Annotated in this window: 22 protein-coding genes and 1 riboswitch; of the genes, 6 read left to right on the top strand and 16 right to left on the bottom strand. The window is 32.7% G+C overall.

The window, feature by feature from the left end:
• Positions 1–2: 2 nt before the first annotated feature.
• The 3 genes from BLV37_RS01440 to BLV37_RS01430 are packed head-to-tail and all read right to left on the bottom strand — an operon-like array spanning position 3 to position 4390.
• Positions 3–947 carry an ABC transporter permease subunit gene (locus BLV37_RS01440; protein ID WP_091726217.1) on the bottom strand — a complete coding sequence of 315 codons (945 nt, stop codon included), beginning with the start codon at positions 945–947 and terminating at the stop codon, positions 3–5.
• The gene (locus BLV37_RS01435) at positions 937–1917 is read right to left on the bottom strand and encodes an ABC transporter ATP-binding protein (RefSeq protein WP_091726215.1); all 981 of its coding nucleotides are present in this window, start codon (positions 1915–1917) and stop codon (positions 937–939) included. The genes BLV37_RS01440 and BLV37_RS01435 overlap by 11 nt, the downstream gene beginning before the upstream one ends.
• A 25-nt stretch (positions 1918–1942) precedes the next feature.
• On the bottom strand, positions 1943–4390 hold the full coding sequence (locus BLV37_RS01430; RefSeq protein ID WP_091726212.1) for an ABC transporter permease subunit: 2448 nt from the start codon (positions 4388–4390) through the stop codon (positions 1943–1945).
• Between the two features lie 327 nt (positions 4391–4717).
• Between BLV37_RS01430 and BLV37_RS01425 the strand changes: the two genes are divergently transcribed.
• From BLV37_RS01425 to BLV37_RS01415, 3 genes are read left to right on the top strand one after another with little or no spacing between them, the layout of a single operon-like run.
• Positions 4718–5659, top strand: a complete 942-nt coding sequence (locus tag BLV37_RS01425) for an AAA family ATPase (protein WP_208975171.1) — start codon at positions 4718–4720, stop codon at positions 5657–5659.
• Positions 5652–6857 (top strand): DUF58 domain-containing protein, encoded by a 1206-nt coding sequence (locus BLV37_RS01420; protein WP_091726210.1) that lies wholly within the window; start codon positions 5652–5654, stop codon positions 6855–6857. Before BLV37_RS01425 ends, BLV37_RS01420 begins: the two co-directional genes overlap by 8 nt.
• Positions 6850–9150, top strand: a complete 2301-nt coding sequence (locus BLV37_RS01415; RefSeq protein ID WP_091726207.1) for a DUF4129 domain-containing transglutaminase family protein — start codon at positions 6850–6852, stop codon at positions 9148–9150. The genes BLV37_RS01420 and BLV37_RS01415 overlap by 8 nt, the downstream gene beginning before the upstream one ends.
• Positions 9151–9280: 130 nt before the next feature.
• Here BLV37_RS01415 and BLV37_RS01410 read toward each other — a convergent pair whose 3' ends face one another.
• From BLV37_RS01410 to BLV37_RS01375, 8 genes are all read right to left on the bottom strand, one after another.
• Positions 9281–10456, bottom strand: a complete 1176-nt coding sequence (locus BLV37_RS01410; RefSeq protein WP_091726206.1) for a cation:proton antiporter — start codon at positions 10454–10456, stop codon at positions 9281–9283.
• Between the two features lie 55 nt (positions 10457–10511).
• Positions 10512–10570: riboswitch (Fluoride riboswitch) on the bottom strand.
• A gap of 92 nt (positions 10571–10662) precedes the next feature.
• Entirely contained in the window at positions 10663–12159 is a 1497-nt protein-coding gene (locus BLV37_RS01405; RefSeq protein ID WP_091726204.1) for a sensor histidine kinase, read from the bottom strand.
• Entirely contained in the window at positions 12152–12835 is a 684-nt protein-coding gene (locus BLV37_RS01400; protein WP_091726201.1) for a response regulator transcription factor, read from the bottom strand. Before BLV37_RS01400 ends, BLV37_RS01405 begins: the two co-directional genes overlap by 8 nt.
• A complete protein-coding gene (locus tag BLV37_RS01395; RefSeq protein ID WP_091726199.1) occupies positions 12813–13388 on the bottom strand; it encodes a DUF4342 domain-containing protein in 576 nt (191 codons plus the stop codon). The genes BLV37_RS01400 and BLV37_RS01395 overlap by 23 nt, the downstream gene beginning before the upstream one ends.
• A 327-nt stretch (positions 13389–13715) precedes the next feature.
• Positions 13716–14432 (bottom strand): peptidylprolyl isomerase, encoded by a 717-nt coding sequence (locus BLV37_RS01390; RefSeq protein ID WP_091726196.1) that lies wholly within the window; start codon positions 14430–14432, stop codon positions 13716–13718.
• A 20-nt stretch (positions 14433–14452) separates the two neighbouring features.
• Positions 14453–15661, bottom strand: coding sequence for an ABC transporter permease (locus BLV37_RS01385; RefSeq protein ID WP_091726193.1), 1209 nt, complete (start codon positions 15659–15661; stop codon positions 14453–14455).
• 27 nt (positions 15662–15688) lie between these two features.
• On the bottom strand, positions 15689–17050 hold the full coding sequence (locus tag BLV37_RS01380; RefSeq protein ID WP_091726190.1) for an ABC transporter permease: 1362 nt from the start codon (positions 17048–17050) through the stop codon (positions 15689–15691).
• A gap of 7 nt (positions 17051–17057) precedes the next feature.
• Positions 17058–17972, bottom strand: coding sequence for an ABC transporter ATP-binding protein (locus BLV37_RS01375; RefSeq protein ID WP_091726188.1), 915 nt, complete (start codon positions 17970–17972; stop codon positions 17058–17060).
• Between the two features lie 170 nt (positions 17973–18142).
• Here BLV37_RS01375 and BLV37_RS01370 point away from each other — a divergent pair, with 170 nt between their 5' ends.
• From BLV37_RS01370 to BLV37_RS01360, 3 genes are all read left to right on the top strand, one after another.
• Positions 18143–18817 (top strand): response regulator transcription factor, encoded by a 675-nt coding sequence (locus BLV37_RS01370; RefSeq protein ID WP_091726185.1) that lies wholly within the window; start codon positions 18143–18145, stop codon positions 18815–18817.
• Between the two features lie 21 nt (positions 18818–18838).
• Positions 18839–19789, top strand: a complete 951-nt coding sequence (locus tag BLV37_RS01365; RefSeq protein ID WP_091726182.1) for a sensor histidine kinase — start codon at positions 18839–18841, stop codon at positions 19787–19789.
• 83 nt (positions 19790–19872) lie between these two features.
• Positions 19873–20079 carry a 4Fe-4S binding protein gene (locus BLV37_RS01360; protein WP_091726179.1) on the top strand — a complete coding sequence of 69 codons (207 nt, stop codon included), beginning with the start codon at positions 19873–19875 and terminating at the stop codon, positions 20077–20079.
• A 135-nt stretch (positions 20080–20214) separates the two neighbouring features.
• On the opposite strand, the gene BLV37_RS01355 is transcribed toward BLV37_RS01360, so the two are convergent.
• The 5 genes from BLV37_RS01355 to BLV37_RS01335 form a co-directional block, all read right to left on the bottom strand.
• Complete coding sequence (locus BLV37_RS01355; RefSeq protein WP_091726177.1) at positions 20215–21711, bottom strand: tripartite tricarboxylate transporter permease; 1497 nt, start codon at positions 21709–21711, stop codon at positions 20215–20217.
• A 13-nt stretch (positions 21712–21724) separates the two neighbouring features.
• Positions 21725–22204, bottom strand: a complete 480-nt coding sequence (locus BLV37_RS01350) for a tripartite tricarboxylate transporter TctB family protein (protein ID WP_091726175.1) — start codon at positions 22202–22204, stop codon at positions 21725–21727.
• A 62-nt stretch (positions 22205–22266) separates the two neighbouring features.
• The gene (locus BLV37_RS01345) at positions 22267–23256 is read right to left on the bottom strand and encodes a Bug family tripartite tricarboxylate transporter substrate binding protein (protein WP_091726172.1); all 990 of its coding nucleotides are present in this window, start codon (positions 23254–23256) and stop codon (positions 22267–22269) included.
• 121 nt (positions 23257–23377) lie between these two features.
• Positions 23378–24247, bottom strand: a complete 870-nt coding sequence (locus BLV37_RS01340) for a fumarate hydratase (RefSeq protein ID WP_244270441.1) — start codon at positions 24245–24247, stop codon at positions 23378–23380.
• Between the two features lie 22 nt (positions 24248–24269).
• On the bottom strand, positions 24270–24779 hold the full coding sequence (locus BLV37_RS01335) for a fumarate hydratase C-terminal domain-containing protein (RefSeq protein WP_244270440.1): 510 nt from the start codon (positions 24777–24779) through the stop codon (positions 24270–24272).
• Positions 24780–24800: the final 21 nt, after the last annotated feature.

The following is a 24800-nucleotide window of genomic DNA, read 5'->3' as shown; positions in this document are numbered from 1 at the left end:
CCTTAATGAGATTTTATCTGTGGCATTAAGATATCCTTCAATGCATTAAAGAGCATAAAGATAAAATAATAGAAAATTGCCAGTGCTACAATAAATAATGTAAATCCAATTCCTGCTTCATAGGGAGGAATCAATTGAGTTGTGTAAAAATATATTAAGTAAAATCCTATTCCTTGGAAGTGAAAGAGTCTTTCTACAATAATAAGACTTGAAAACATTATACCTATAACCGTAGGAAATCCTGATAACACGCCAAATACTATGCTTTTCATCATATGGTTCTTTATAATTTGGAATCTGGAACAGCCTTTTCCCCTAGCCGCTAGTATATATGGCTTTGTAAAGCTATCCTCAATTATATTAGCTGTTATCCTTGATATATATGCTGCTGGAAGTATTGATATTGATATTATTGGATAGATGGCATGACTAAAGGTTTCATCTCCCAAAAAGGGAAATGGGCCTAAACCAAATATTGAGATTTCATTATTAAAAAGGTATATAGCACCTAGTTGCACAAGTGTTATTGTCAATATATCTGGAACTGAAAGAGGTATCAGGGACTGTAGCAGCTTTATTGTTCCACTCCTGTTCCTTTTTCTGCTGTCTACAATTCCTTTTGGTATTCCAATTATTATTGCAAGAAGAGCTCCGAAAAATAATATAGCTGAGCTTTTCTTTGCTGTTTTAGCCAATAGCTGTACTGTAGTCTCACTTTGAATCATTACTTTAAAGGCTTCACCACTAAAGAAAATTTTAAAATTATTCTTTATACTTTGGAGGATTTCATCTATCTCCATATTGGCTTTATGCTCTCCATTGAATGAATAAATATCAAAATCCGTAGGTATTCCTGTTATAGCTATAACAAGAAATAAAATTATAAGGAGTATTAATACATTTGTAAAAAATCTTTTACTTATTATCTTTAATATTTCAGCTGTCATTATTACTCCTCCCCTCTTGGTACAAGTGACAGGAAACTACTCTTTTATCATCAAGCTCTGTTAGCTTTGGCTCCTGAGTTTCACAAACATCCATTTTATTTGGGCATCTATCATGGAAAGTACAGCCTGAGGGTAAATTCATCCCACTAGGTATTTCACCTTGAAGCCTTATTCTATTAATATTTCTTCCTGGCTCAGGCAATGGTGCTGCAGACATAAGAGCTTTAGTATATGGATGCTTTGGAAAATCAAATATGTCATCTACATAACCCTTTTCTACTATTTTCCCAAGGTACATCACTGCAACCTTGTTGCTAACATGCTTTATTACGCTTAGATCATGTGCAATAAATAAATAGGATAGTCCAAATTCATCTTGAAGGTCCATAGTAAGATTCAGTATCTGTGATTGTACAGACACGTCTAATGCAGATACAGGCTCATCACATACTACAAATTTAGGTCTTGTTGCCAATGCTCTAGCTATACCGATTCTTTGCCTCTGTCCCCCACTAAATTCGTGAGGAAATTTTTTCCCATCATGCTTTGATAGTCCCACCATTTGGAGTAATCTACCTACTTCATTTCTATATTCCAGTGGTCCGACTATTTTATGTATTTGAAGAGGTTGAATCAATATATCCTCAATAGTCATTTTATAATCTAATGCAGAATAGGGATTTTGAAAGACTATTTGCAGGTCCTTTCTTAAGCTTCTAAACTCTCTATTACTTATGGTGCTAATATCCCTTCCTTCAAGATATATCTTCCCATCAGTCGGCTTAAGAAGTCTTAGTATTAACCGTCCTGTAGTTGACTTTCCGCTTCCAGACTCTCCAACAAGGCCAAGAGTTTCTCCCTTTTCTATTTTAAAATCTATACCATTTACTGCATTTACAACGCCTTTATTAACGCCTAAAACTTTACTTTTTATATTAAATTGTTTTTTTAAATTCACTACTTCAATCATGGTTTTTCTCCTTTACAAAGGTTTTTTAATCCATAATATGAGAATTCATTGTCATAGTATCTACTATAGTTTGTCCAATTTCTTCTAATCTCTTGTAATTTATACTTTCTATATTATCTCTACTAGTATTGACTGCACCTGTTGAGGGATTACCTATTCCAATACTTGTAAGAGCGTTTAATCTTAAATGTATCAGTGCTTCTGATATATTATAATCATAATGAAATCTTCGGTATTTTATATTCATTTGCTTAAATCTTTTTTCTATATCTAGTCCTACTAGATAGTTTTTTCCATCTGCTCTTTGGGATGGCAGAGTTATCAGATTTAGATATTTGTCCTCATTATAGCCTGGATAACTTATATCAAAGAAATAATAGCCATGAGTCAAAGCCATATCTATATCTCTCATTTCTGTTAAATGATAATGCCCTGATCCGCCAAGTGGAGTATATTTCTGTGTTTCAGACTCATTATCCCAAAATACAAGCTGAATGGATTTTTCTAATGGTTCTTCTATAAGGGACAATATCCTTGCCACCTCTAAAGCAGTAGCTGCAGGCGCTGCAGTCATTGCAAAGGTTTCTCTTTCTTGACTCTGATAAACACCATCATAGCTTGCTCCAATAACTATTATCTGTCCCGGATCTTCTATTGATTTTCCCTTACCTGGTAAAAAAGCAATAATATTTCGTCCTGGATACTCTGCTATCTTTGGATAGTCAAGATTTATTTGGACTTCTCTATAGCCACCTTCTAAATCCTTTCTCAAATCATCAAATGGGATAATGGCGGTAGATTTAAAAACATATGTGCCAAATTCTCTGTCATATTCCTCCCCAAGCAAAACAAACTCTACATCATATTTTAATTTTTTATTTTCATTAACTTTTACTATGTTTTGTTCGTTAATATTGTACTCATGCAAAATTGGAAACCTTGAAGTAATTGAAAAAAATTCTGTTTCTTCTGATACATTAATTGCATTTTGGGGATCTGCTGCAACTCCTTTATAGCTAAGCTTGTTCTTTGATGTGTCTGTAAAAATATTTCTATTAACTGTGGCGATACTAAAATCCTTATGTAGATAATATGTTTTCTCCACATCATTGTCATCTTTTAGTTTTATCCATCCTGATTCAATGGATACAGGCGATATAATTTTAGGATAGATTATTTCTTCACCTGTTTCTGGAGTAATTGTAGTATCTGTTAGTGGTATTTCCATAATTTCGACCAGATAGCCATAGGATTTTAATGTGTCAATAATATACTCACCAGCTAAATAGCCTCCTTCAGTTCCAGTTACTCTGCCACCATATTTATCCTTTGTTAGCTCTTCAATATGTAGTTTAGCCCGGTCTAAGTCAAATTTATATAGACTTGGGTGCCAAGGTATTATAAAGTATGCAATAGCTCCTACTATAACTAAAGTTTTTATAATTACAGGCTTATAATACTTTTTAAAATCCTTGATTTGTGAAATAAACAGCTTAGGAGAAAATAAATAATAAGCTTTTCTAATATAGCTAATTATTCTAGAGTCTCTTTTTTGAAACTCTATTCTAAGCCCTTCCCCTGTAAGATTTATTCCGATAATTGCAAAACTGAAAACCAAAATAGGGTATAAGGTCATCCAATATACAGAATTATATTTTCTAACATTTACTGCTATTCTTGAAAGGGTTCCGCCCCATTCAGGCTCTAAAATCATATCATAAGCTGCTTTAAAGGCTAGTTCCTTAATTTGTCTTGTTACTCCAACAAAAACATAGAGAACTGCTAATTGAGCAATCAGAAATAATGCCATTCCCATTTCTTTAAAAAATAAGCTTATACTATCCGGTATTAAATGTGGCAATACGTTTTGATATGCTATTTGTAGCTTTGTTTTTCCTATGGCTATTTCGCCCTCGATAAAGTCCTCTTCCATAACTCGCCTAGTTGAATCCTCGATCATTCCCGCTAGCTTTGCCCATCCTACAATAGTAAGCACTATTGCAAATGCAAGGATTGATTTGTCCATCTGAAGCTTTCGAAAATATCCTATGTTCAAAATTACGAAGCTAAATATAAGCATAGGTATTGCTGTGAAAAAGGTGTTAAATATTTTTATGATGCTAGAAATAAACCTTGTACCCATTCCTGCAGCTAGTCCAAGCGGAAGTGCTAAAATCATTCTAAATGCGGCTATAAGAAGTGCTAACTTTAGTGTGTTTCTAGTCCCATATATGAGTCTTGCGTAGACATCCCTTCCAGCATCATCTGTTCCAAGGATGTTTTCCTTGTTAGGAGGCATTGGGTTGTAACCAAATTTTTCTACCCATTCTCCCTTCTCCTTGTATTCTATGTATTTAGGTTTTTCCTCAAAAAGAGGATCCTTGGAAGTGAAAAGTCCTGGATAAAAGGCTAAGAGAATTAAAAATGTGACAATTATAATTCCAAGAAGAAGTGGGAAGTTGATATTTCTCATTGTATGCTTACCCTCCTTAAAATAATATTATAGTCATAAAGATATTTTTACTATTATAACACAGTTTCCAAATATTGCAATGTTTATAAATGAAACTGTCCATTTACGTTTTTAAGACTATGTTTTAGTTATTACAAAAATTTAACTATGTATAAGGCTAAAGTATTTTTTCTGAAAATTCAAAATACCTGTTTTCTTCTGCTTTTGGTCTGTGATTTTTGTTGCTCCAATCTTTTCATAGTTTTTTCTTCCAGAAAAAAATGGTATAGTTATTAATAAGATTTATATAAATTTTATTATGCTTATATAGCAATGATGGAGGTCAATATGGATAATAAAAAAGCATTAGATATTTTGGAAAATCTAAAAAAGGTCATTATAGGCAAGGATGATGTTTTAGAAAAAGTGCTAATCACTTTGCTTGCAAAAGGTCATCTATTAATTGAGGATGTGCCAGGTGTTGGCAAAACAACCCTTGTTAAAGCCCTTGCTAGAAGCATGAACTTGTCCTATAAAAGAGTTCAGTTTACACCAGATTTAATGCCTTCTGACATTATAGGATATAGCATTTATGACAAAAATACAGGAGCCTTCACATTTAAGAAAGGAGCTATTTTTAATCAAATATTTCTAGCTGATGAAATTAATAGAACATCTCCTAAAACTCAATCCAGTTTGCTCCAAGCTATGGAAGAGGGAGAAGTATCTACAGAAGAATCTCACTATATTTTAGAAAAGCCCTTTATGGTATTAGCAACTCAAAATCCGCTAGAATATCAAGGCACATTCCCACTGCCAGAGGCACAGCTAGATCGCTTCTTAATGCGTTTATCTCTTGGATATCCTGAAAAGTCATATGAAATAGAAATATTGAAGAATTATCAATCTATTAAGAACCTTAATCTTATAGAGCCAGTTGTTTCACAGGAAGATATCCTAGAAATGCAGCTTATGGTGGATGGGTTGACAGTCCATCATGATATTATTGATTATATTATCAATATTTCTAATGTAACTCGTTTCTATGAAGATTTACAGCTTGGAGCTAGTCCAAGAGCCTCAATTGATTTATTGAAGGTAGCAAAAGCAAAAGCATTTTTGTCCGGTCGAAGCTATGTTATTCCTGATGATGTGAAAACAATGGTTGCACCTGTATTGGGACACAGACTTATTCTTTCTCCAGAAGCCAAAATTGAAAGAAAGAGTGTTGAAGATATAATAAAAGGAGTTCTTAGTCGTGTTTTTGTACCGGTGATAGTAAATGAATAGATTACAAATAAGTATCTTATTAATATTTATCCCTCTATTATTCTTTGTCCTATTAGTTGGAGGAACTATACCCTACTTTTTGTTCTATGTATTCTTACTAACATTTCTCATTCCTCTACTCCACAGCTTAATTTCTCTTATGGGTATAAAAGGCTCTGTTCAGCTTCCAAAAGACGCCCTGTTTACTGGGGAAAAAATATCTATAGCCTATGAAGTCAAAAATAACAGTATTTTTCGCATACCTTATATGGAAATCCAAAGTCATATATTAGAGCAGCTAACAGGAATAGATTATCCAAATGTGGCTTTAGCACTGGAAAAAAAAGAAGACTTCATTCGCAAGGAAATCGGTGTTCTAAAAAGAAGAGGATATTACCAGCTTGGAGAAATACATATAACCATACGTGATGTATTCGGCTTTTTCTCATTTAAGAAAAAGATTAGGAGCAATGCTTCTCTTTTAGTATATCCAGAAGTGGTTAGCCTCTCTACCTTTAAAATAAATGTTAGTCAGCAATCTGGAGAACTTCTAATACAGGATTCCTTCTTTCAGGATAAAAGTAGAATTGATTCCTTGAGAGAATATAGAGAAGGCGACTCTATTAAAGCTATTCATTGGAAGCTGACAGCTAAAAAGGATGTGCCAATAATTAAAAATTTTGAAAATCGAGGAGATACTCATGTTGTAGTTTTCGTAGATAATGAGCATAGGCTATTTAAATATGATATAGATCGTCATCTAGAGGACAAGGCTGCAGTTGCTGCTATTAGTATCGTAAATTATTGTTTAAACCAAAATATAGAGGTTAATTTAATAACTCAAGATAATAAAAGTCATATAAATATACAAGGTCGCCAAAGCGCTGAGCTTAAGCCTTTTCTCGAAGCTTTAGCTAGATTTAAGGGTAATGGAGCCCTTGATTTTAGATTTCTTATTATGCCCAGCATTGATGCCTTGAAAAGAGGTTCAACAGTCGTAATTATTACACCTAATTTAGATAAGGCTATGGGTGTTCATGGAATTCAACTAAAAATGAAAAACTATAATCCTCTATTTATTGTAATAACTGATAGGGAAAATAAAACAGGATATATTGACCAATTAGTTGAAAAAAGGCTGAAGCAGGAAGGCATAATTATATATATTCTGGATCATAGCGCAAATATTAAAGAAGCATTGGAGGTTTTTCATGGATAATATATTGAATAGAAGTCAAAAAACAATATTGCATCTTATTTATGCTTCTTTTGTATTTAGCCTTGCGTACATTTTAGGATTGGGAATGAGCCTTAAAGCAGATGTTATGCTACAGATATTAATGGTTTCCCTTGGAAGTGCATTAGTTAAATTTTTTCTTCTAAATCCACTTGTTTTATATATTCTTTTGGTTGCTGGGTTTATGGCAATTATTTTAGTCCATCGTTTTATCTCTCCTATTTTGTTTCCTCTAATGGAGAGAATATATTATTTATTCCAGAATATTATTCAAAACCTCCAGGGTAAAGAAAATATTACATCAGATAATCTACTATTATTCTGGGGACTACTTATAGTCTTAATATCTTTTTTTACTGCCTTTATATTATTCAAGAATAAAAGCATTTATTTACTGCTTCCTGCTTATATAGGACCTTTTCTTTACTATTGGTATAGCTTTTTCGATGAAGCATTATGGATGTTGTCTATATTTTTATTAGCCTTTTTCATACTAATGGGCCTAGACAAGTATTCCAGAGAGAAAACGCAGACTTCAAACTTAAAGGGCTATAACTTTGAAAAACTTTACACACCTTGGATTCAAACAGTAACTATATACAGCATATTAATACTTTCTTTAGCCCTGGTACTACCTAAAAGTAACAACAATATTCAATGGCCTATGCTACAGCAGAAGGTTTATAAGACCTTCCCTGTTGTTGAAAAACTCCGCTCTAATGAAGGCTATGGTCGTAGAGCTGGAAAAGCTTCCTTGTTTGACTTCTCCATTACAGGGTATCAAGAGGAATCCTCCAGACTAGGTGGTCCTGTAAAGTTAAACCCTAAGAAAATCATGACAGTACGTACTAATAGTAATAGTAATTACCTTAGAGGAAACGCAAAACAAGTATATACAGGGAGTTCTTGGAGAACCATAAATGAGCCTTCTAAAAATTATCCTTTTAAAAGAGACTTTAGCGGACTTTCTAAAGAAGAGCGAAATCTTTATTATGACCAAACCTATGTTACTATTACTAACCATGCTTTTGCTTCAACAACTCTTTTTAGTCCTTATAAAGCAGCAGAGGTAATTTTCGATGATGGTAATGCTTTAAGCATAAACCGCGATGATTCTTTGACCTTTTCTAAGGGAATTTATGATGGAGAAAGTTATACTATTCGAGTACAAAAACCTCTTCCCTATGGAACTCTAACATCCCTTGGTATAGACAAGAAGAAGAGTGATATAGATGATTTAGAGCTATATTTACAAATTCCAGAGGATAAAATAACTGAACGTACAAAGGCATTGACAAAAGAGATAGTTAAGGGCAAAAATAATGATTTTGAAAAAGCTATGGCTATTGAAAATCATCTTCGAAGCAATTATAAGTATAATCTAAATGTTAATCAGGTACCTGAAAACAAGGAATTTATTGATTATTTCTTATTTGAGGAAGGAGAGGGCTATTGTACATACTATGCTACTGCTATGGCTATAATGCTTCGTCTAGAGGGAATTCCTAGTAGGTATATAGAAGGATATTTGGCACAAGACTTAATAGAGCCTGGCATATATGAAGTTAGTCACAGTAATGCTCATGCATGGGTGGAGGCATTTATAGAGCCTGTGGGTTGGATGACCTTTGAGCCTACCTCCATTTATCCTATAGAGCTTCGATTAGAGAGCCTTAGGCAAGACGTACCAAACGACAGTAATAATCTAAATGAAGCTGCTGAATATGTCAACCATCCTGAAAATAGTATTAACGATCAGTTGATCCACAGCGACGAAGACATTCTAGGAAATAGAGTGCCTAAAGATAAAATTAATCATGAAGATACCCCTTCTAATTTACCCAAAAATATTGTAGCTATAATAATAGGAGCTTTACTGCTAATAATTCCTATTAGATTTATAATTGGATTTTTCCAGCATAGGTACAAAGAAGCTCGTGCTAAAAAACTAGATAGCAATAAGAGGATTATTTATTTGTATAAACAAATACTTCGGCTTATGGAGTTTCTAGGACATCCACAGCAACATGGAGAAACTCACTATGAATATGCAGAGCGTGTTGCATATAAGTTTTACTCCTATGGTGAAATAAAGCTTAAGGAGGTCACTGAAATTTTTGTAAAGAGTAAATACGGTAATTTCTCTATTCAAGATGAAGAAAGATTGATTTTAGAAAAATACAGAGAAGACCTAGAAAAGCGCCTCCAAAATTATTGGGGTTTAAGAACCTTTTATTACCGTAAATATGTCAAAGCAGGATATATAAAGGATTAAAATAAAAAACAAGAGGATATGGGTTTGTTTTTAGCACTACATCATGTATAAAACAAAAAATCCCTAAAAATACATTTAAAATATCCTCTTGTCTCATATCTATGCTCTAAAAAATAGAACTTCCCTTTTCTTATTCTAATAGCTTGTCTGCAAAAATATTAATACCTATAGCTCCTAAGGGGGCTGTAATTAATATTGACAATACCGCAATAGCTAAAATTACTTCTCCTGATTTTACTCCCAGCGATAGTGGAACTGCTCCCATTGCAGCTTGCACAGTTGCTTTCGGAATATAAGAAATAATGCAAAATAGTTTTTCCTTCCAATTTAAATTTGTACCTAATAGAGAAATAATTACTCCTAGGCTTCTTCCTAATATACCGATAAATATTATTATGGCACCTATTTTACCTGCATTCGCAGCTACTCCAATATTCACTTGAGCTCCGACTAGTACAAATAGCAGTATCTCTGCAAAAACCCAGATTTTATTAAACTTTGACGCAAGTCTTTTCCCTACATTAGGCATTTTATCAATAATTATAAATCCAATAGTCATAACTCCCAATAATGATGCTATTTCTATTCTAGTTTTTAACAAGTTTTCTAATTCAGTAAGTAGAATTGATAAGCCTAGTATCAATAAAACTTTTTTTGTATCTCTCATATGATGTTTCTTAAAGATTTTTATCATCACAAAACCAATAACACCGCCAATCATAATACCTAATAATATTGATATTGGAATACTTAGTATTTGAATACCAATATTTATATGCTTTCCACTATATAGACCTAGAAAAGCGCTGAATATAGTTATGGCAAATACATCGTCAATAGAAGCCCCTGCTAGTATTAAAGTCGGGATACCTTTTTTAGCTCCTATATTATTCTCAATTAAACGTAGCATAGAAGGAACTACAACAGCAGGCGAAACAGCCGCTATAATAAAGCCTAATATACCTCCTTGAATAAAGGAAAAGTTTAGAAGCTTAACTGATGCAAAAGCAATAAAAAATCCTTCTATTAGTCCTGGTACACAACTCATTTTTAATGCAGTGTTGCCAACCTTCTTTAAATCATCTCTATTAATCCCAAGCCCTGCTCTTAATAGAATAATAGTTAAAGCAATTTTCCTTAAATCAGCTGATGCATGAATCATATCTGTCTGAAGTAAATTAAGACCATAAGGGCCTATGATTATTCCTAATATTAGCATTCCCAATAAACCAGGTATCTTAATTTTTTCAAACAGCTTATTTGCCGGTAATCCTAATAATATAATGATAGCTAAACTTGATGCCATAGTGATTTCCTCCTTAGATGTAATAATAAAAACAAAAAACTCCTACAGGTATAGTAAACCTGTAGGAGTCATTAGCAATTTGCGATTCTGGTGAACTCCATCACCATTGTTTGATTTCTAATAGAATTATAGTCTAAAATAATATTTATGTCAACAATATCTTGTTTCTGAAATCTTCAGTATAGTGAAAATAATATATAATATTTTTATTCTATTGACATTTCAGAAGAAGGCATCTTAGAAGCGGGCATAACAATAGTTATACGAGTCCCTACATCTACTCTACTCAATATTTCAAAATAGGCTCCATGACGCTCGATTATCCATTTGGCAATTGATAGACCTAGGCCTGAACCCCCTGTTTTTCTAGCCCTTGACTCATCTGAACGATAAAAACGGTCAAAAATACGAGGCAAATATTCAGGTTCTATTCCTATACCACTATCTTGGACTATAATACGAACAGAATCTTCCTCAATAGCAACTCTTAGAATAATTTTCTTTCCTGGTGGTGTATATTTTATGCTATTATCTACAAGTATTCGAATAGCTTGCTTAATAAGCTGCTTGTCAGCATTAATATAAGCTGGTCTGTTTAAATCAATTTCAAATTTATGGTTTGGGTCAATCATTTGTGTTTCACGAATTATTTCACCAACTACTTCACAAGCATCAAAGCCTTCTTTGTGAAGCTGGATAGTTTCATTGTCCCCACGAGCAAGAAAAAGCAGTTGCTCCACTAATTCCTTCATATTTTCTGTTTCGCTCTTAATTGCATCAATTGATTCCTGCATAGTTCTTTCATCTTTTTTACCCCAACGATCTAAAAGATTTACATATCCTTGTATCACAGATATAGGCGTTCGTAGCTCATGGGACGCATCTGAAACAAACCGCACCTGTGATTGATAAGAATCGTTGATACGGTTTAGCATATCATTTATAGCATATGCCAAATCCTTAAGCTCGTTTTGAGAGCTATCAACAGATATACGCTTATCAAGTTTATTGGCATCAATACTACTAATAACTCCAGCTAAGTCTTTGATATGCGTACCATCTGCATTAGTACCCATAGATAATACTTCAGCATTAAGGTTTTTCGCTGTTTCTGTTAGATCAGATAAAGGTTTAAGGGTTTTTCTTATTATTCTTGAGCCCTTACCAATATCCCCAACTATGATTAGTAGCTCATATATTAGTACAATTAAAAACAAATGCAAGAATAACCTTAGATCACGTCCCAAGCCATATATTATTTGATAAGATGTATCATTAATGGAAAGTTCAATAGTGTACTTCACCAAGTCTATTTTTTCTAATAATTTCATTTCCTTATTGATTCTGGACACTCTGATACTTCTTTTCGCATCAGTAATTTCTAATGGTAAGCGTTTTTGTATATTTCGTGGAAGCTTAATGCCTTTTAATGGCCCTTCTTTGATTAAAATCTGATAGTTTTTGAAATCATAATATGTTGATTGTAAATTATTAGGTGCTAATTCTATTGCTGTAATTATATTTTTTGCTCCTTCTTCAGCTTTCCATAAAACAACAAAAAAGCCCATTAATATAATAAGGACATTTATGGCTAAAAATCCAGAAAACAATCTTCCCAGCATTCGTACATTAAGTTTTATAACAAGGGATGAACGTATTTTAGTAGTTATATTGTTTGAATACGCATTTTTAGTATCACTCATCTTTTATCACATACCCCACTCCACGAACAGTATGTAGCAATTTTAGTCCGAATGGCTCTTCAATCTTTGCACGAAGATATCTAATATACACATCTACTGCATTTGTTCCGCCTGAGAAATCATAACCCCATATATGTTGAAGTAGGGTTTCACGAGTTACAACAATATTTTTATTTTCTAAAAGATAATTTAGTAAATCAAACTCACGTTTTGTTAAATCAAGTAAGCTTCCATCTACCTGAACTTCTCTTCTAATAGGATCAAGACGTAAGGTCCCTGCCGAAAGCTCAGATGATGTTTTTACTACATTTACAGCAGCCTTTTTCCTGAGAGTAGCCCTAATCCGAGCAAGCAGCTCTTCAATTGCAAAAGGTTTAGTAATATAGTCGTCTGCACCACCATCAAGGCCAGTGACTTTATCCACAACAGCATCCCGTGCAGTAAGAAGTATCACTGGTAAATCAGAAGCTTTACGGATTCTTCTGAGAACCTCTAGTCCATTTAAAGCTGGCAGCATAACATCAAGCAAAACAAGGTCAAAAGGTTGGGTTGTTGCAAGCTCCAACCCATCCCTTCCATTAAATGCCTTCTCTACTTCATAGCCCTCATATTTAAGCTCTAATTCTATAAAACGTGCTATTTTCTCTTCATCCTCAATTATTAGAATTCTCTCCATTGGACTTCTCACCTTTAACTTCTTTTTTTAGATTCTCAGCTACTGCCGCAACTGAATCCATGGCACGATTAACATTTTCCTTTCCCAAATCAGGACCACTAAACATATACCTATACCCAAAAAAGAGTCCTACAACTATAAGAGGGATCGTAAACCAGAACATGAATAATAGCAGCAACGCTAATAATGTAACTGGAATAGTCATTACCTTAACTTCACCTTTTATAACCTCAAAGCTGTTCTTGTTTCCCTTATCAATTATTTCTCCACACCATCTAAAAAACCTTCCTGTCAGTTCTCCAAAAGATGCACTATTAGTTTTGCCAGATTCTCTTTTGAAGTTTTTATCTTGGCAATTTTTTCTTTCATCTTGCTGAGTATTTCTTGAATTGTAATAGCCTCCTCCTTTGGGTGCTTGAATACGATTATGTTTCTCAAGATTGACAATAGCCTCAAGAATATCACCATTTGTTTCTTCAAGTGCTGCCTTTGCCTCTTCATAAGAAATGTTTGCACGTCTGCGTAATTCTTCTACTTGTTCCAAAGTAACCATAATTACAACCTCCTGTTATTTAATATGGTTTAATTATAGCAGTACAAACTTCAAAAACAATTCAAGAAACATTAAAATTTCATTAGAATTAAAATATAAATAACCAATAAATTGTTTCTCTTAATGTATTCATTAGCTATGTTTTCTTTGAGCAACAGATGTATATATTTCCTATTTTTATTCAAAGTCAAAAATTTTTCTTATCAGTTTTCTATTACAAAGCATATTATCAAATGGAGCAATAAAAGCAATCAGATATATCTTCGATAAAGATTTCAATAATCCTACCGCTTAAAATGATTAATATCTTATTGCATTCTAATAATATTATTTCCCTTCATATACATCTATTTCTACCTTTTCTATATATACATCTTCTGAGGGTTCACTTGTTCCAGGAATTACATCTACTTTATTTATCGCCCTCACTGTATCTAATCCATAAAACACCTGAGCAAATACAGTATATCTTAGATCTAATCTTGGAACTCCGCCTAATGTTTCATAGGCTCTAATTACATCCTTTGGATATCCCTCTTCATCATATTCTTTCATAGCTTCTATATATTCTTCATCTATTCCATCCTGTACTATAATATAAAAATTACTATGATTTTTATTTTCTTCCCTTTTAGCTAATCCAACTGCCCCTGTAATATGCCTATAATTTAAATCATATTCATCCTCATAGAATTCTCCATAAATACTTTTACCCTCAGGATATTCCGGATGATTATCTATTTGAATCAGAAAATTCTCTTCTATTCTTGTAAATTTTACACCATCATAAAATCCTTCTCTGACTAAAGTCTTAAAGTTTTTAACAGCCTTTGGTGCTACCTCTGGAAATAATCTAAGCTTTATCACACCCATATTAGTTGTAATAATGGCTATTTCTTCTCCATTTTTAGGCATTTGTATTTGCTCTAGTTTTAGATTTCCTGCTTGTGTATAGCCATCGACTATTTTACCTGCATCATTATTACAGCCACTTAATACAATAATAAATATTAAGACAGCCATAACGAGGCTTATTCTTTTCATTAATCTATACCCCCTGTAATTTATTCCTTTGCACCTAAGAAATCCTTTTGAACAAATTTGTAATAGCTCATTATAAATAATCCAATTCCTATTAAGCTATTTAATAATATTCCAAATAAATAATTAGAACGAGTATTTAATTCTATAGCATCTCTAGCATATAAATAAGAGTATGGATAAATTAGGTTTACAATAGATTTTTTCGTAAGGAAATTATGGAATATAAATGCTAATACTAATAGCATAATAGAAATTCCTATGGTTTTTCTATTAGAGTCAGTAAATATAGATATAGATATAATTAGAGCTATTGTGCAAATAAGAATTGGTATTAATAACCCAAACCCCATAATAACATATTTCCATAAAGGCAATATAATATATTCTCCATGGACATTGCTAAATGATATATGCTTTATACTTTCCGCTGAAATAAATGGATAGTTCATATTTCCTACTCCGTATATAATACTCAATATACAAAAGTTGAGTATTACCCCCAAGGCAATAAGTGATAATGAAACAATTAATATTGTAATTACTTTCCCCCAAAATATATTTATTCTTTGGAAGGGTTGAGTATAAGCAAGCTTATAGCTTCCTTCTTCTACTTCTGATAGATATATATCGACAGCCAGCAACACTATAAAGAATATTAAAATTATTGAATTGTTGCCTTCCAAAAACATAACTAATGAATTTGCTCCAGTCATGGTATAGGGATTTATAATTGGCTCTATATCATTATCTAATATGTACTTATTTAGATACATTCCCTTTTGTATGTTTTCTTTGCTTAGGTTTATATTTTCTTCTGTAACAGCACCATTTTCTAATCCCTTAAGCATGTTCTCATATCTTTCATTAGTATATATTAATATATCCCTATAATACTCTGGCCTGTTATTTACATATTTCGCTTCTATGAATCGCAAATTACCTCTCTCTGCTCTATAGAATACTATTTTTTTCTCAATTTCTTCTATCTCTTCAGTGCTTAACAAATCGGTTCTAACAAGCATTTTACTTAATGATCTCCAGCTACCTTCTGCTTGTAAATACTTGGCATGATACGATTGTTTGGTTTCATTCATATACATCTTATATTCTTTTAAGTTATAGAAGTTGATACCAAGTAAATAGGCAAAAAATAAAATAATAATAATGATATTCTTCTTATTTTTAAAAAATTTATATATTTCATTTTTTATTATTTTAATCATATCCATCACCCTGTAGCATGTCTAAACCCCCTCTTAAATTTCTTTTCTCTTAAAATAAACTACTCCTGCTATTAGCAATATAGTGGTAGATACAAATAATATAATAGTGCTGGCTAGTGCTGTTACATTATAGGTGCCTATAAGGATTCTTGATGCGTGCTCCATAGTAAAAGGGCTTAAATTTAAATGCTTATCATATTTAAAAGGACTACTTATTAATATACCTATGCCAAATATTATTGATATTGTAGTAATACTAATTATCTCTTTATTGACAATTGCTGATATGAGCTGTGTCAATGCTACTACAAATGTAATGAATAAAATAGATAATAGTACTGCCATCAGTAGATATTTATAAAAAGGGATGATTTCCATTTTTTCGTGTGGATCGACAATATTTACATCATAACTAGATTTTGGAGCCATATAACTATATGTAGCATTATAGTCTCCAAATTTTTCAAAATTACCTTTCTTCATTTTGACAGCATCCATATAATTAGGAATAGTTTTAAAGCCTGACATAGAATTTTTTAGATAAAAAGTAGGATACTTTAGGGATACAAACCCATTTATTATACCAAGTAAGGTACTTATTATAATTGCTGGGAAAAATAGTGTAAATATTACATGAATAGTTCCGCTAAACCACTTACTTAGATAATACTTCCATCTGCTTATGGATTGAGTAAGAACTAGCTTTAAGCTTCCCCCATTTTTTTCTCTATTTATAGAATTATAGATAAAAAGTATTGGTATAACAATAATGAACTTTGGAAGAATGCTAAAAAAATATTCATATAAATATGTAACATTGTTAATATCGTTTGAATAAACAGGTTCTATATCGTTTATATATAATTGATGATAATACTTTGCATATAATAATGCATAAACTCTAGTTTCACTACCACCAAAATATGGACGAAAGTCCATATCCTCATAAGGTATTCCATCACTAACATCATTCCAGATCTTCATAGCCCTATTTTCAAAAATCTTATTCATTATAGCATCATGGGTTATATATTCTTGTTTAGCCCATAAAAGATGAAAAAAACTCATAAGTCTAGTTATTTCTCTTACATCATTTTCTTCAATGGCTATGACTAAATCTTCCTGGACTTTTTTATATACACCTAAAGAGTAATATGCCTGTGGATATAGTTCTTTCTCACGCTCACCATATCTTCTAGTGAAGAACAAATCCCAGTCCATAATCTCTTTATTTACAAATGAATATATGTCATGCCCCTTAAAAGGCCTAAGAAATCTAGCATTTTTCATTTCAATAATACTTAGCATGGACATTATGCATAATATTAATATAACAAACCAGGTTAATGAATTTTTTAATCTCTGCTTTAAATCCATTTTCATAAGTGTAAGCATAAAACAACTACCCCCTTAAAATCTGATTATCAATGTAGATTTCTTCATAAATTGTTTCGATATCTACATTGTCCTTATATATGTCATAAATCTTTATTTTTCTTGACAATAATTGGAATAAAATTTCAGAAAGTATGTCTTGGTTTTGAATCTCAAATTTGATGCTATCTAGAGTAATTGCTTCTACTGCGTCTTCTCCAATAATATTGGTGATTATCTGTAGGGTTGTATCTAAATCTGAAATCTGTATGATGTAGTTTTGAATACTTGACATTATATTTGGAACCTCTATAATCTCGCCTTTATTGATACATACGATTCTATCTGCCAGCTTCTCCACCTCTCCTAGCTGATGCGAGGAAAACAGTATGGATATGTCCTCTTCCTTTACAAGCTTTTGTAGAGTACTTCTTAGCTTAATCACCCCTGTTGGATCTAATCCATTTGTTGGTTCGTCTAATATGAGAAACCTTGGTTTAGTTAATATGGCTATACCTAAGGCTAGCCTTTGCTTCATTCCCATAGAGTAGCCAGAAACTTTTCTTTCTAATGCTTTGCCGATTTCAGTAAACTCATATATTTCCTTTACCCTTTCCTTTGAGACATTTCTAAGCCTTGCTATTAAGTCTATATTTTCTTTGCCTGTCATATCCTGATATAGTCCTGGGCTTTCTATTAGGGCTGCTTGATTTTCTAGAGCCTTTTCTCTGTCCTTGAACAAATCATAGCCATTTATGATTATTTCTCCACTGTCTGGATAAATTAAATTACAGATACATTTCATAGTAGTAGATTTTCCTGCTCCGTTAGGCCCAATAAATCCTACTATTTCATTGTGTTTAACATTAAGGGACACATTGTTTAAAACCCTATTCTTTCCATAGGTTTTGTTTAGGTTTTTAACTTCCAATACATACTCCATTTTAATCCTCCTCGCTCTTATAATTATATATTTATCAACCTTCTTATATGGATAATATCAAAAGATTCTCTCAAAATTCTCTCATTACACTTATATTTGTTAAATATTATCAGTTTGAAAACAAATCTTTTTTTTGCTATTATTAAGTCAATAGAATAGGTGGTGGATTTATGATAAGGATACTCATAGTAGAAGATGATCATCTTTTATTAAATACATTGAAATTTGACTTGGAATCAGAAGGATTTGAGATAATAACTGCTTCTTCTTATAGAGAGGGGTTAGATGCTGTTAACAGTAGTTCCTTTGATCTAGCTATACTAGATATTAATTTACCAGATGGTGATGGTTTTAATATCTGTAGAGAAATTAAAGCCAGCTCCAATACGCCTGTTGTTTTTCTAACAGCTCGTGATTTGGAAATAGATGAAATTAAGGGCTTTGATTTAGGTGCTGATGATTATATTACTAAGCCCTTTAGCCTAAAGCTTTTTAAAAAACGTATTAAGGCTATATTAAAAAGAGCAGGACTCTACAATAGTTCACCTAATTACGATGATGGGTTTTTGTCAATAAACTTTGATACCTTTAAAATAAATTCTTTTGGGGATGAATATGATTTGACAACTACAGAAGCTAATCTTTTAATACTATTTATAGAAAGTAGAGGCACCATACTAACAAGAAGCTTCCTCTTGGAAAAGCTCTGGGATCAAAACTTAAGATTTGTTAATGACCATGCCCTTTCTGTTCAAATAAACCGACTAAGAGCTAAGATCGAAAAGGATAATCACAAATATATTAAAACCATATACGGTGTAGGCTATCAATGGATGGGTAAGTAATGATTTGTTAGGGGTGAGGTTTTGAATAGTATATTTATAGATAAGATAGCTTTAATTTTTGATTTTAAATCATTAGCTCTAATTTTATCTTTAACTGGTTTTTTCTTATTATTTATTAAATCATATTATAAAGAAAAAGAGATTCGTAGTTTTACAGAATTTCATAAAAAAACTACTGAGAATATTATTTCTGGAAGCAATAGTGATTACTATCCTTTTTTCAAAGATGATAGACTTAATACAGTGGAAAACAATATGAGAAGTATTGAAAAATACATTAATTCAGAAAAAAATATAATAATTGAAGACAAGCATAAGCTTCAGACTATTATTTCTGATATATCCCATCAGGCTAAAACACCTATTGCAAATATAAAGATGATTAATGAAATATTATTGTCTAGAAATCTGGATAAACATCAATCAAAGGAATTTATCAAATCTATGGATAGAGAAGTAAGCAAACTAGACTTTCTTATGCAGTCTATGATTACCATGTCTTTTTTAGAAACAGGTATAATGAAATTTAATAGCAAGGTATTGCCAATTTATGATACAATTCTATCCTCTCTAAACTCATCTATGTCATTAATAAATGAAAAGGAAATAAATATTGAAGTCATATGTAGTGAGGATATATTAGTAAAGCATGATCCTAAGTGGACTGCTGAAGCAATTTACAATGTAATAAATAATGCAGCAAAATTTTCGCCATTTAAAGGTAATATAACTATAGAAGCCGTCCAAGGACAATTCTATACATCTATATCAATTAGGGACAATGGCACTGGTATTTCTAATGGGAATATTAGGAATATCTTCAGCAAATTTTACAGTAAAGGAGACGAAAACGGCAGTGGTATTGGCTTACATTTGACCGAAAGAATTATTAAGGGTCAAAATGGCTATATAAATGTAAATTCTGAAATTAATCATGGATCTGAGTTTATATTATACCTACCTAATGATTAGAATCCATATTTTTTTGTTTTCTTTTAAAGAAATCCATGATACAATATACCCATATGGGGTATATTGTGAAGGAGGTATAATAAATGAAAAAAGCAGTAATCGATGGGAGCAGATGTGATCAGTCGCCATTTTGTCCTGTAGTAAGGGTATGTCCAGTTAAAGCAGTGAAACAAGAAAAGTCTAGCTTCTTCAAAGGCTCTACTCCTGTGGTCGACCATGATAAATGTACAGGATGTGCCAAATGTGTTAGCTACTGCCCTCATGGAGCAGTAAAAATCATAAACAAATAAATTTTAACATATAATATATCTACAAATAGGCGGGTATCTAAAGATATCCGCCTATTCATTGAAACTGAACCTTTTGTTATAATATTTTTTGAAATATTTAATGATTTTTGTAAGTCCTGTATCTAAACTAAAATACTAAGCTTCAGCTTTCTTTTTGTTCATAATTTGTTTAACTAAAGGACTAAAGAAAGCCATAAGTGATAAGATAATTATTACTAAAGAAATAGGTCTTGTTATAAAACCCATCCAGCTTCCATCACTTACAATCAACTGCTTTCTCATAGAGTTTTCCGCTATTTTTCCTAGTATTAAGCCTAGTACAAAAGCCGATGTAGAATACTTATATTTATTAAAGAAATATCCTACAAAGCTAAATCCAAATAGTACTATAACATCAGTAAAATTATTGCGTAAAGAAAATGCACCTACTACTCCTAGTACCATAATTAATGTTGCTAAAAGAGGATAAGGTAGTTTTAATATTTTAGTAAATTCTTTTGAAATATACTTACCTAATACAACCATTAATAAAGAGCTTACAATAATACCAATAAAAATGCTATAAAGCATTGTTGGCTGCTGCTTTAGTAATAATGGTCCTGGTGTTAATCCATGAAGCATGAATGCAGCCATTATTATTGCTGCTACAGGACTTCCAGGAATTCCAAGAGTCAATGTAGGAACTAAGCTTCCACCTACTGCACCATTATTTGATGCTTCTGCTGCTATAACTCCTTCCTCCATGCCCGTTCCAAATAATTCTGGTGTTTTACTTGCTCTTACTTCCTCACTGTAAGCAATAAATGCTGCTATTGAGCCACCAGCCGCTGGAATAATTCCCACAATAGTTCCGATGATAGATGCTTTTATATAAGTAGTCCATTTACTTAAAATATCTTTAATCTTAATAAACTCAAACTTTGCATTCTTTTCGACTTCCCCTTCATCTACACATCCGCCGCATTTTTCTGATATATTCTTATATACTTCAGCAATGGCATATGCACCAATCATAACAGGTATGTAATCGATTCCTCCATATAACCAAGATTGCCCGAAAATGAATCTTTCAGCTCCATTAATTGCATCAAGACCTATAGTGGATAGGAGTAGGCCTAGGCAACCTGCTAACAACGATTTAGCTTGGTTCTTAGCTCCTAAGCTTGAAATGCAGCTTAAGCCTAATAGGGCTAAAGCAAAATATTCAGCACTCTGAAATTTCAAAGCTACTTTTGCCAATAGTGGTGCAGAAGCCAACATGGCAATAGCTGAAAATATACTTCCAAATGCTGAAGCAGTAAAGGCTAATCCTAAGGCCCTTCCCGCTTTACCCTGTAAAGCCATTGGATATCCATCAAAGGTTGTAGCTATAGCACTTGGTGTACCTGGGACTCTAAGTAATATAGATGAAATACTTCCGCCTGCTTGAGCACCCACATTAACAGCTACAAGGGATATTATTCCTACTATAGGATCCATGTTATATGTGAATGGCAATAGTAGTATAACTGCCATAGATGGCCCTAATCCTGGTAAGGCTCCACATACAATTCCAAAGGCTGTTCCAACAAACATAAATACCAGAGATATAGGGCTAAATACCACAGACAATGACTGTATTATATGTTCCATTTATTTCACTCCCTTAATAAATAAAATAACTAATTTCTCTTAATAATCCTACCCCTCTAGGTAAAGCTACATAAAAAACCTTTCCAAATACTAAAGTGATACTGGCCGTTAGAACCAGTGAGAATATTAAGGTTTTTACCTTCTCCCTGTATCCCATTAGCCAAGCTGCAACTATTATAAAAATAAATGTACCTAGTATAAATCCAATATAATTCATAGTAAATATATAGATTGCCAGCAAGAGTATATTTATAATCATTATCTTAAAACCCTTATCCTGTATGTTAAAACCACTTTTCTTTCCTTTTCCTTTATTCTTAATATGGTCATAAGTAATGTATGCTAATAAAATTAAACTAATTATTATAATCATTTGTGGAAATCCATTTGCTCCAATTTTATCAGTGGATACAGATACTTTATCAAAGGTTGTTGATGTAATAAAAAACACTATTAATATCAAAGCAATAAATGCATTAAAAAGCAGCTCCATCTAATTCACTCCTTTTTTTATTCAAGTGTTCCTCGAGAGGAACACTTGAATAATTGCTAGTCTTATTTTACTAATACTTCTCTGAATTTAGTTATTTCGTCAGCCCACATTTCTCCATACTCTTTTTGCCCTACATAGCCTGGAATTATGTTTGACATATCCTTCTCTGATGCTTCCTTATATACATCAGAATTGTATACCTTTTCAATTATCTCTGTTAGATAGTCTTTTATTTCTTGTGGAGTACCCTTTTTAACTGCAAATCCTCTCCATGATCCTTGTGTAAATTCGATTCCTTTTTCAACTGTACATGGCACATCTTTTAACTCTTCAATCATAGTTAATCTTTCATCGTGAAGTACTACAAGAGGTTTTATATCTCCAGCTCTAACCATAGTAAGGAAAGATATAACTTTATCTTGATAGATATCAAGCTCTCCACCAAGTGCAGCTGCTTTTGTTTCAGATGCTGAGTTATATGGTACATAAGTAAGCTCTATACCAGCTTCCTTAGCAAAGCCATTAGCCATATAATCGTCTAATCCTCCTGGAGAAGTTCCGCCTATTTTTAACTTTCCTGGGTTAGCTTTTGCATACTCTATTAATTCATCTATTGTATTAAATGGACTATCTTTTGATACCCCAAATACCTGTATATCTTTTTGAAAGTTAGCTATTGGTTCAAAATCACCAGTAAGATTTGCATTTGGTCTTCCTACTGCCTCTGCTATAGCATGAGAAGGTGTTATTTGTAATATAGTATAGCCATCTGCTGGAGCTTGTGCTACATAAACCATTCCATCTACACCACCGCTACCTGCTTTGTTTATAACATTTATAGGCTTGTCTACATAATCGCCCATCCAAGTTGCAAGTTGACGAGTCATAATGTCTGCTGAACCACCTGGTCCAAATGGTACTACTATTTCTATTGCTCTTTTAGGATAATCAAGACCTGCTTCTTTTTTTGCTGAATTATCTGTTGACTGCCCACATGCCACTAAGCCCATCATCAGTACAAAAATAATAAGAAAACTAATAGCTTTTTTCATTACATTACCTCCATTTTTTATTTCATTTTTCTTTGTTTTTTATATTTACTCAGTATAAAATATTAGATTTTTAGCAATACAGCTAAATATAATCTATCCAATATTTTATATGCACTAAATATTATTTTAAAATAATGGTAGCCTTTCTAGGTTCAAAGCAGCAACTTAAACGTACACATAATATTCTTACACCACTACCTCTCGCTTCGCCAATTTTAACAAAGGTTCCAAGAGCCGTTGTTTTTCCACCTAATCCTAGAGGACCTACTCCGCTTTCATTGATTTTATCAGTTATATACTGTTCAATATCACTTTGAATATCAAAATTGCCATCCTTCAACGCCTCTACCATCATAGAACTCGCTTCATAATGAGTTCTTCCTATTCCTATGGCCGGGATACAAGGGGTGCAGCCTAACTTAGCAACCATTTCTAAAGACCACTCTACAGCTGTATCTATTAGCTGCATTTCTTCATGTTTATGAAATACATGATAGGTTTTCGATCTTATCTCTGGTCCGCCACCCTGCATTATGACAGTAACTTTTACTTCATTACCATCAATAATTCTAACATTTGTAGGTGCTGGCAAAAGCATGCCTGGATCTTCATATAGGCCATGCTTCTGAGCTAGTCTTTCAAGACCTTCTCCTTTTACTGCCATGGGTCTGCCTGGTAGTTCTCTTAGTCCATCTGCTACTCCTAATTTTATGGCTTCTAAAACTTCATACATAGTTCCATCAATAATTGCGTCTTTTCCTATTTCAATAAATGGATGGGGTATTCCAGTATCATCACACAATGGTCTAATATCCATTTCACTGATTTTTGAGTTTTCTAGGGTTTTTTCTAAAACCCATTTAGCTTTTTCATCTGTTTCTTTTAATATTGCTCTTTCATAAGCTCTTATCTGATCAGGCCTAAATGTACTGCTTCCTTTTACTAAAGCCTCACATGCAGCAGCTCTAATATCTTTTATAGATATAGACAATTCACTTCACCTCCTAGAAACGTTAAAATATGGTCTCTCCATGTGCTACAGCAACTATGCCAGGAAATCTATCAACTTCTAGCTTCCAAAAGGCTTCCATTCCTTCGTTTTCGAATGCTGCAACCTCTCTTTTTAGTGTTTTGTTAGTCAAATATGCAGATATTGGGGGAATGACTACGAAAATAGAGTTATGCTCTTTTAATACCTCTACTGTTTGTGGTGACAAAGCCCCCTTGCCGAGATGTACTTTAACTCCTGCGGCTGATAGCTCAGGAAAATTTCCTTCTATTTCAACCTTATTGCTTGATGTAGGTCCTAATCCAGCTATACTTACTGCTGAGTGAAATATAATCCCACCCTCTAGCTCAATATTATATTCACTTAATCCATTAGTTTTAATTAAGTTAACTATTTGTGGTAATACTGCATCTCTTCCCACATAAACTGTACCACTTATTTCTATAGTATCACCGACTCTTAGTTCATTGATTGCTTCATTAGTTATGGGAGTCGTAAGTCTTTTCACATTCATATATCCACCTCCAATACTTAT

Source organism: Proteiniborus ethanoligenes, from assembly GCF_900107485.1.
GTDB lineage: Bacteria > Bacillota > Clostridia > Tissierellales > Proteiniboraceae > Proteiniborus > Proteiniborus ethanoligenes.
Note: the sequence above shows the minus strand (reverse complement) of the source record. Positions and strands in the feature narration are given on the sequence as shown.

Bases quoted from the DNA above. Each gene is read 5' to 3' on its own strand.
- BLV37_RS01440 (WP_091726217.1), bottom strand. From the start codon at position 947: ATGACAGCTGAAATATTAAAGATAATAAGTAAAAGATTTTTTACAAAT.
- BLV37_RS01435 (WP_091726215.1), bottom strand. From the start codon at position 1,917: ATGATTGAAGTAGTGAATTTAAAAAAACAATTTAATATAAAAAGTAAA.
- BLV37_RS01430 (WP_091726212.1), bottom strand. From the start codon at position 4,390: ATGAGAAATATCAACTTCCCACTTCTTCTTGGAATTATAATTGTCACA.
- BLV37_RS01425 (WP_208975171.1), top strand. From the start codon at position 4,718: ATGGATAATAAAAAAGCATTAGATATTTTGGAAAATCTAAAAAAGGTC.
- BLV37_RS01420 (WP_091726210.1), top strand. From the start codon at position 5,652: ATGAATAGATTACAAATAAGTATCTTATTAATATTTATCCCTCTATTA.
- BLV37_RS01415 (WP_091726207.1), top strand. From the start codon at position 6,850: ATGGATAATATATTGAATAGAAGTCAAAAAACAATATTGCATCTTATT.
- BLV37_RS01410 (WP_091726206.1), bottom strand. From the start codon at position 10,456: ATGGCATCAAGTTTAGCTATCATTATATTATTAGGATTACCGGCAAAT.
- BLV37_RS01405 (WP_091726204.1), bottom strand. From the start codon at position 12,159: ATGAGTGATACTAAAAATGCGTATTCAAACAATATAACTACTAAAATA.
- BLV37_RS01400 (WP_091726201.1), bottom strand. From the start codon at position 12,835: ATGGAGAGAATTCTAATAATTGAGGATGAAGAGAAAATAGCACGTTTT.
- BLV37_RS01395 (WP_091726199.1), bottom strand. From the start codon at position 13,388: ATGGTTACTTTGGAACAAGTAGAAGAATTACGCAGACGTGCAAACATT.
- BLV37_RS01390 (WP_091726196.1), bottom strand. From the start codon at position 14,432: ATGAAAAGAATAAGCCTCGTTATGGCTGTCTTAATATTTATTATTGTA.
- BLV37_RS01385 (WP_091726193.1), bottom strand. From the start codon at position 15,661: ATGGATATGATTAAAATAATAAAAAATGAAATATATAAATTTTTTAAA.
- BLV37_RS01380 (WP_091726190.1), bottom strand. From the start codon at position 17,050: ATGCTTACACTTATGAAAATGGATTTAAAGCAGAGATTAAAAAATTCA.
- BLV37_RS01375 (WP_091726188.1), bottom strand. From the start codon at position 17,972: ATGGAGTATGTATTGGAAGTTAAAAACCTAAACAAAACCTATGGAAAG.
- BLV37_RS01370 (WP_091726185.1), top strand. From the start codon at position 18,143: ATGATAAGGATACTCATAGTAGAAGATGATCATCTTTTATTAAATACA.
- BLV37_RS01360 (WP_091726179.1), top strand. From the start codon at position 19,873: ATGAAAAAAGCAGTAATCGATGGGAGCAGATGTGATCAGTCGCCATTT.
- BLV37_RS01355 (WP_091726177.1), bottom strand. From the start codon at position 21,711: ATGGAACATATAATACAGTCATTGTCTGTGGTATTTAGCCCTATATCT.
- BLV37_RS01350 (WP_091726175.1), bottom strand. From the start codon at position 22,204: ATGGAGCTGCTTTTTAATGCATTTATTGCTTTGATATTAATAGTGTTT.
- BLV37_RS01345 (WP_091726172.1), bottom strand. From the start codon at position 23,256: ATGAAAAAAGCTATTAGTTTTCTTATTATTTTTGTACTGATGATGGGC.
- BLV37_RS01335 (WP_244270440.1), bottom strand. From the start codon at position 24,779: ATGAATGTGAAAAGACTTACGACTCCCATAACTAATGAAGCAATCAAT.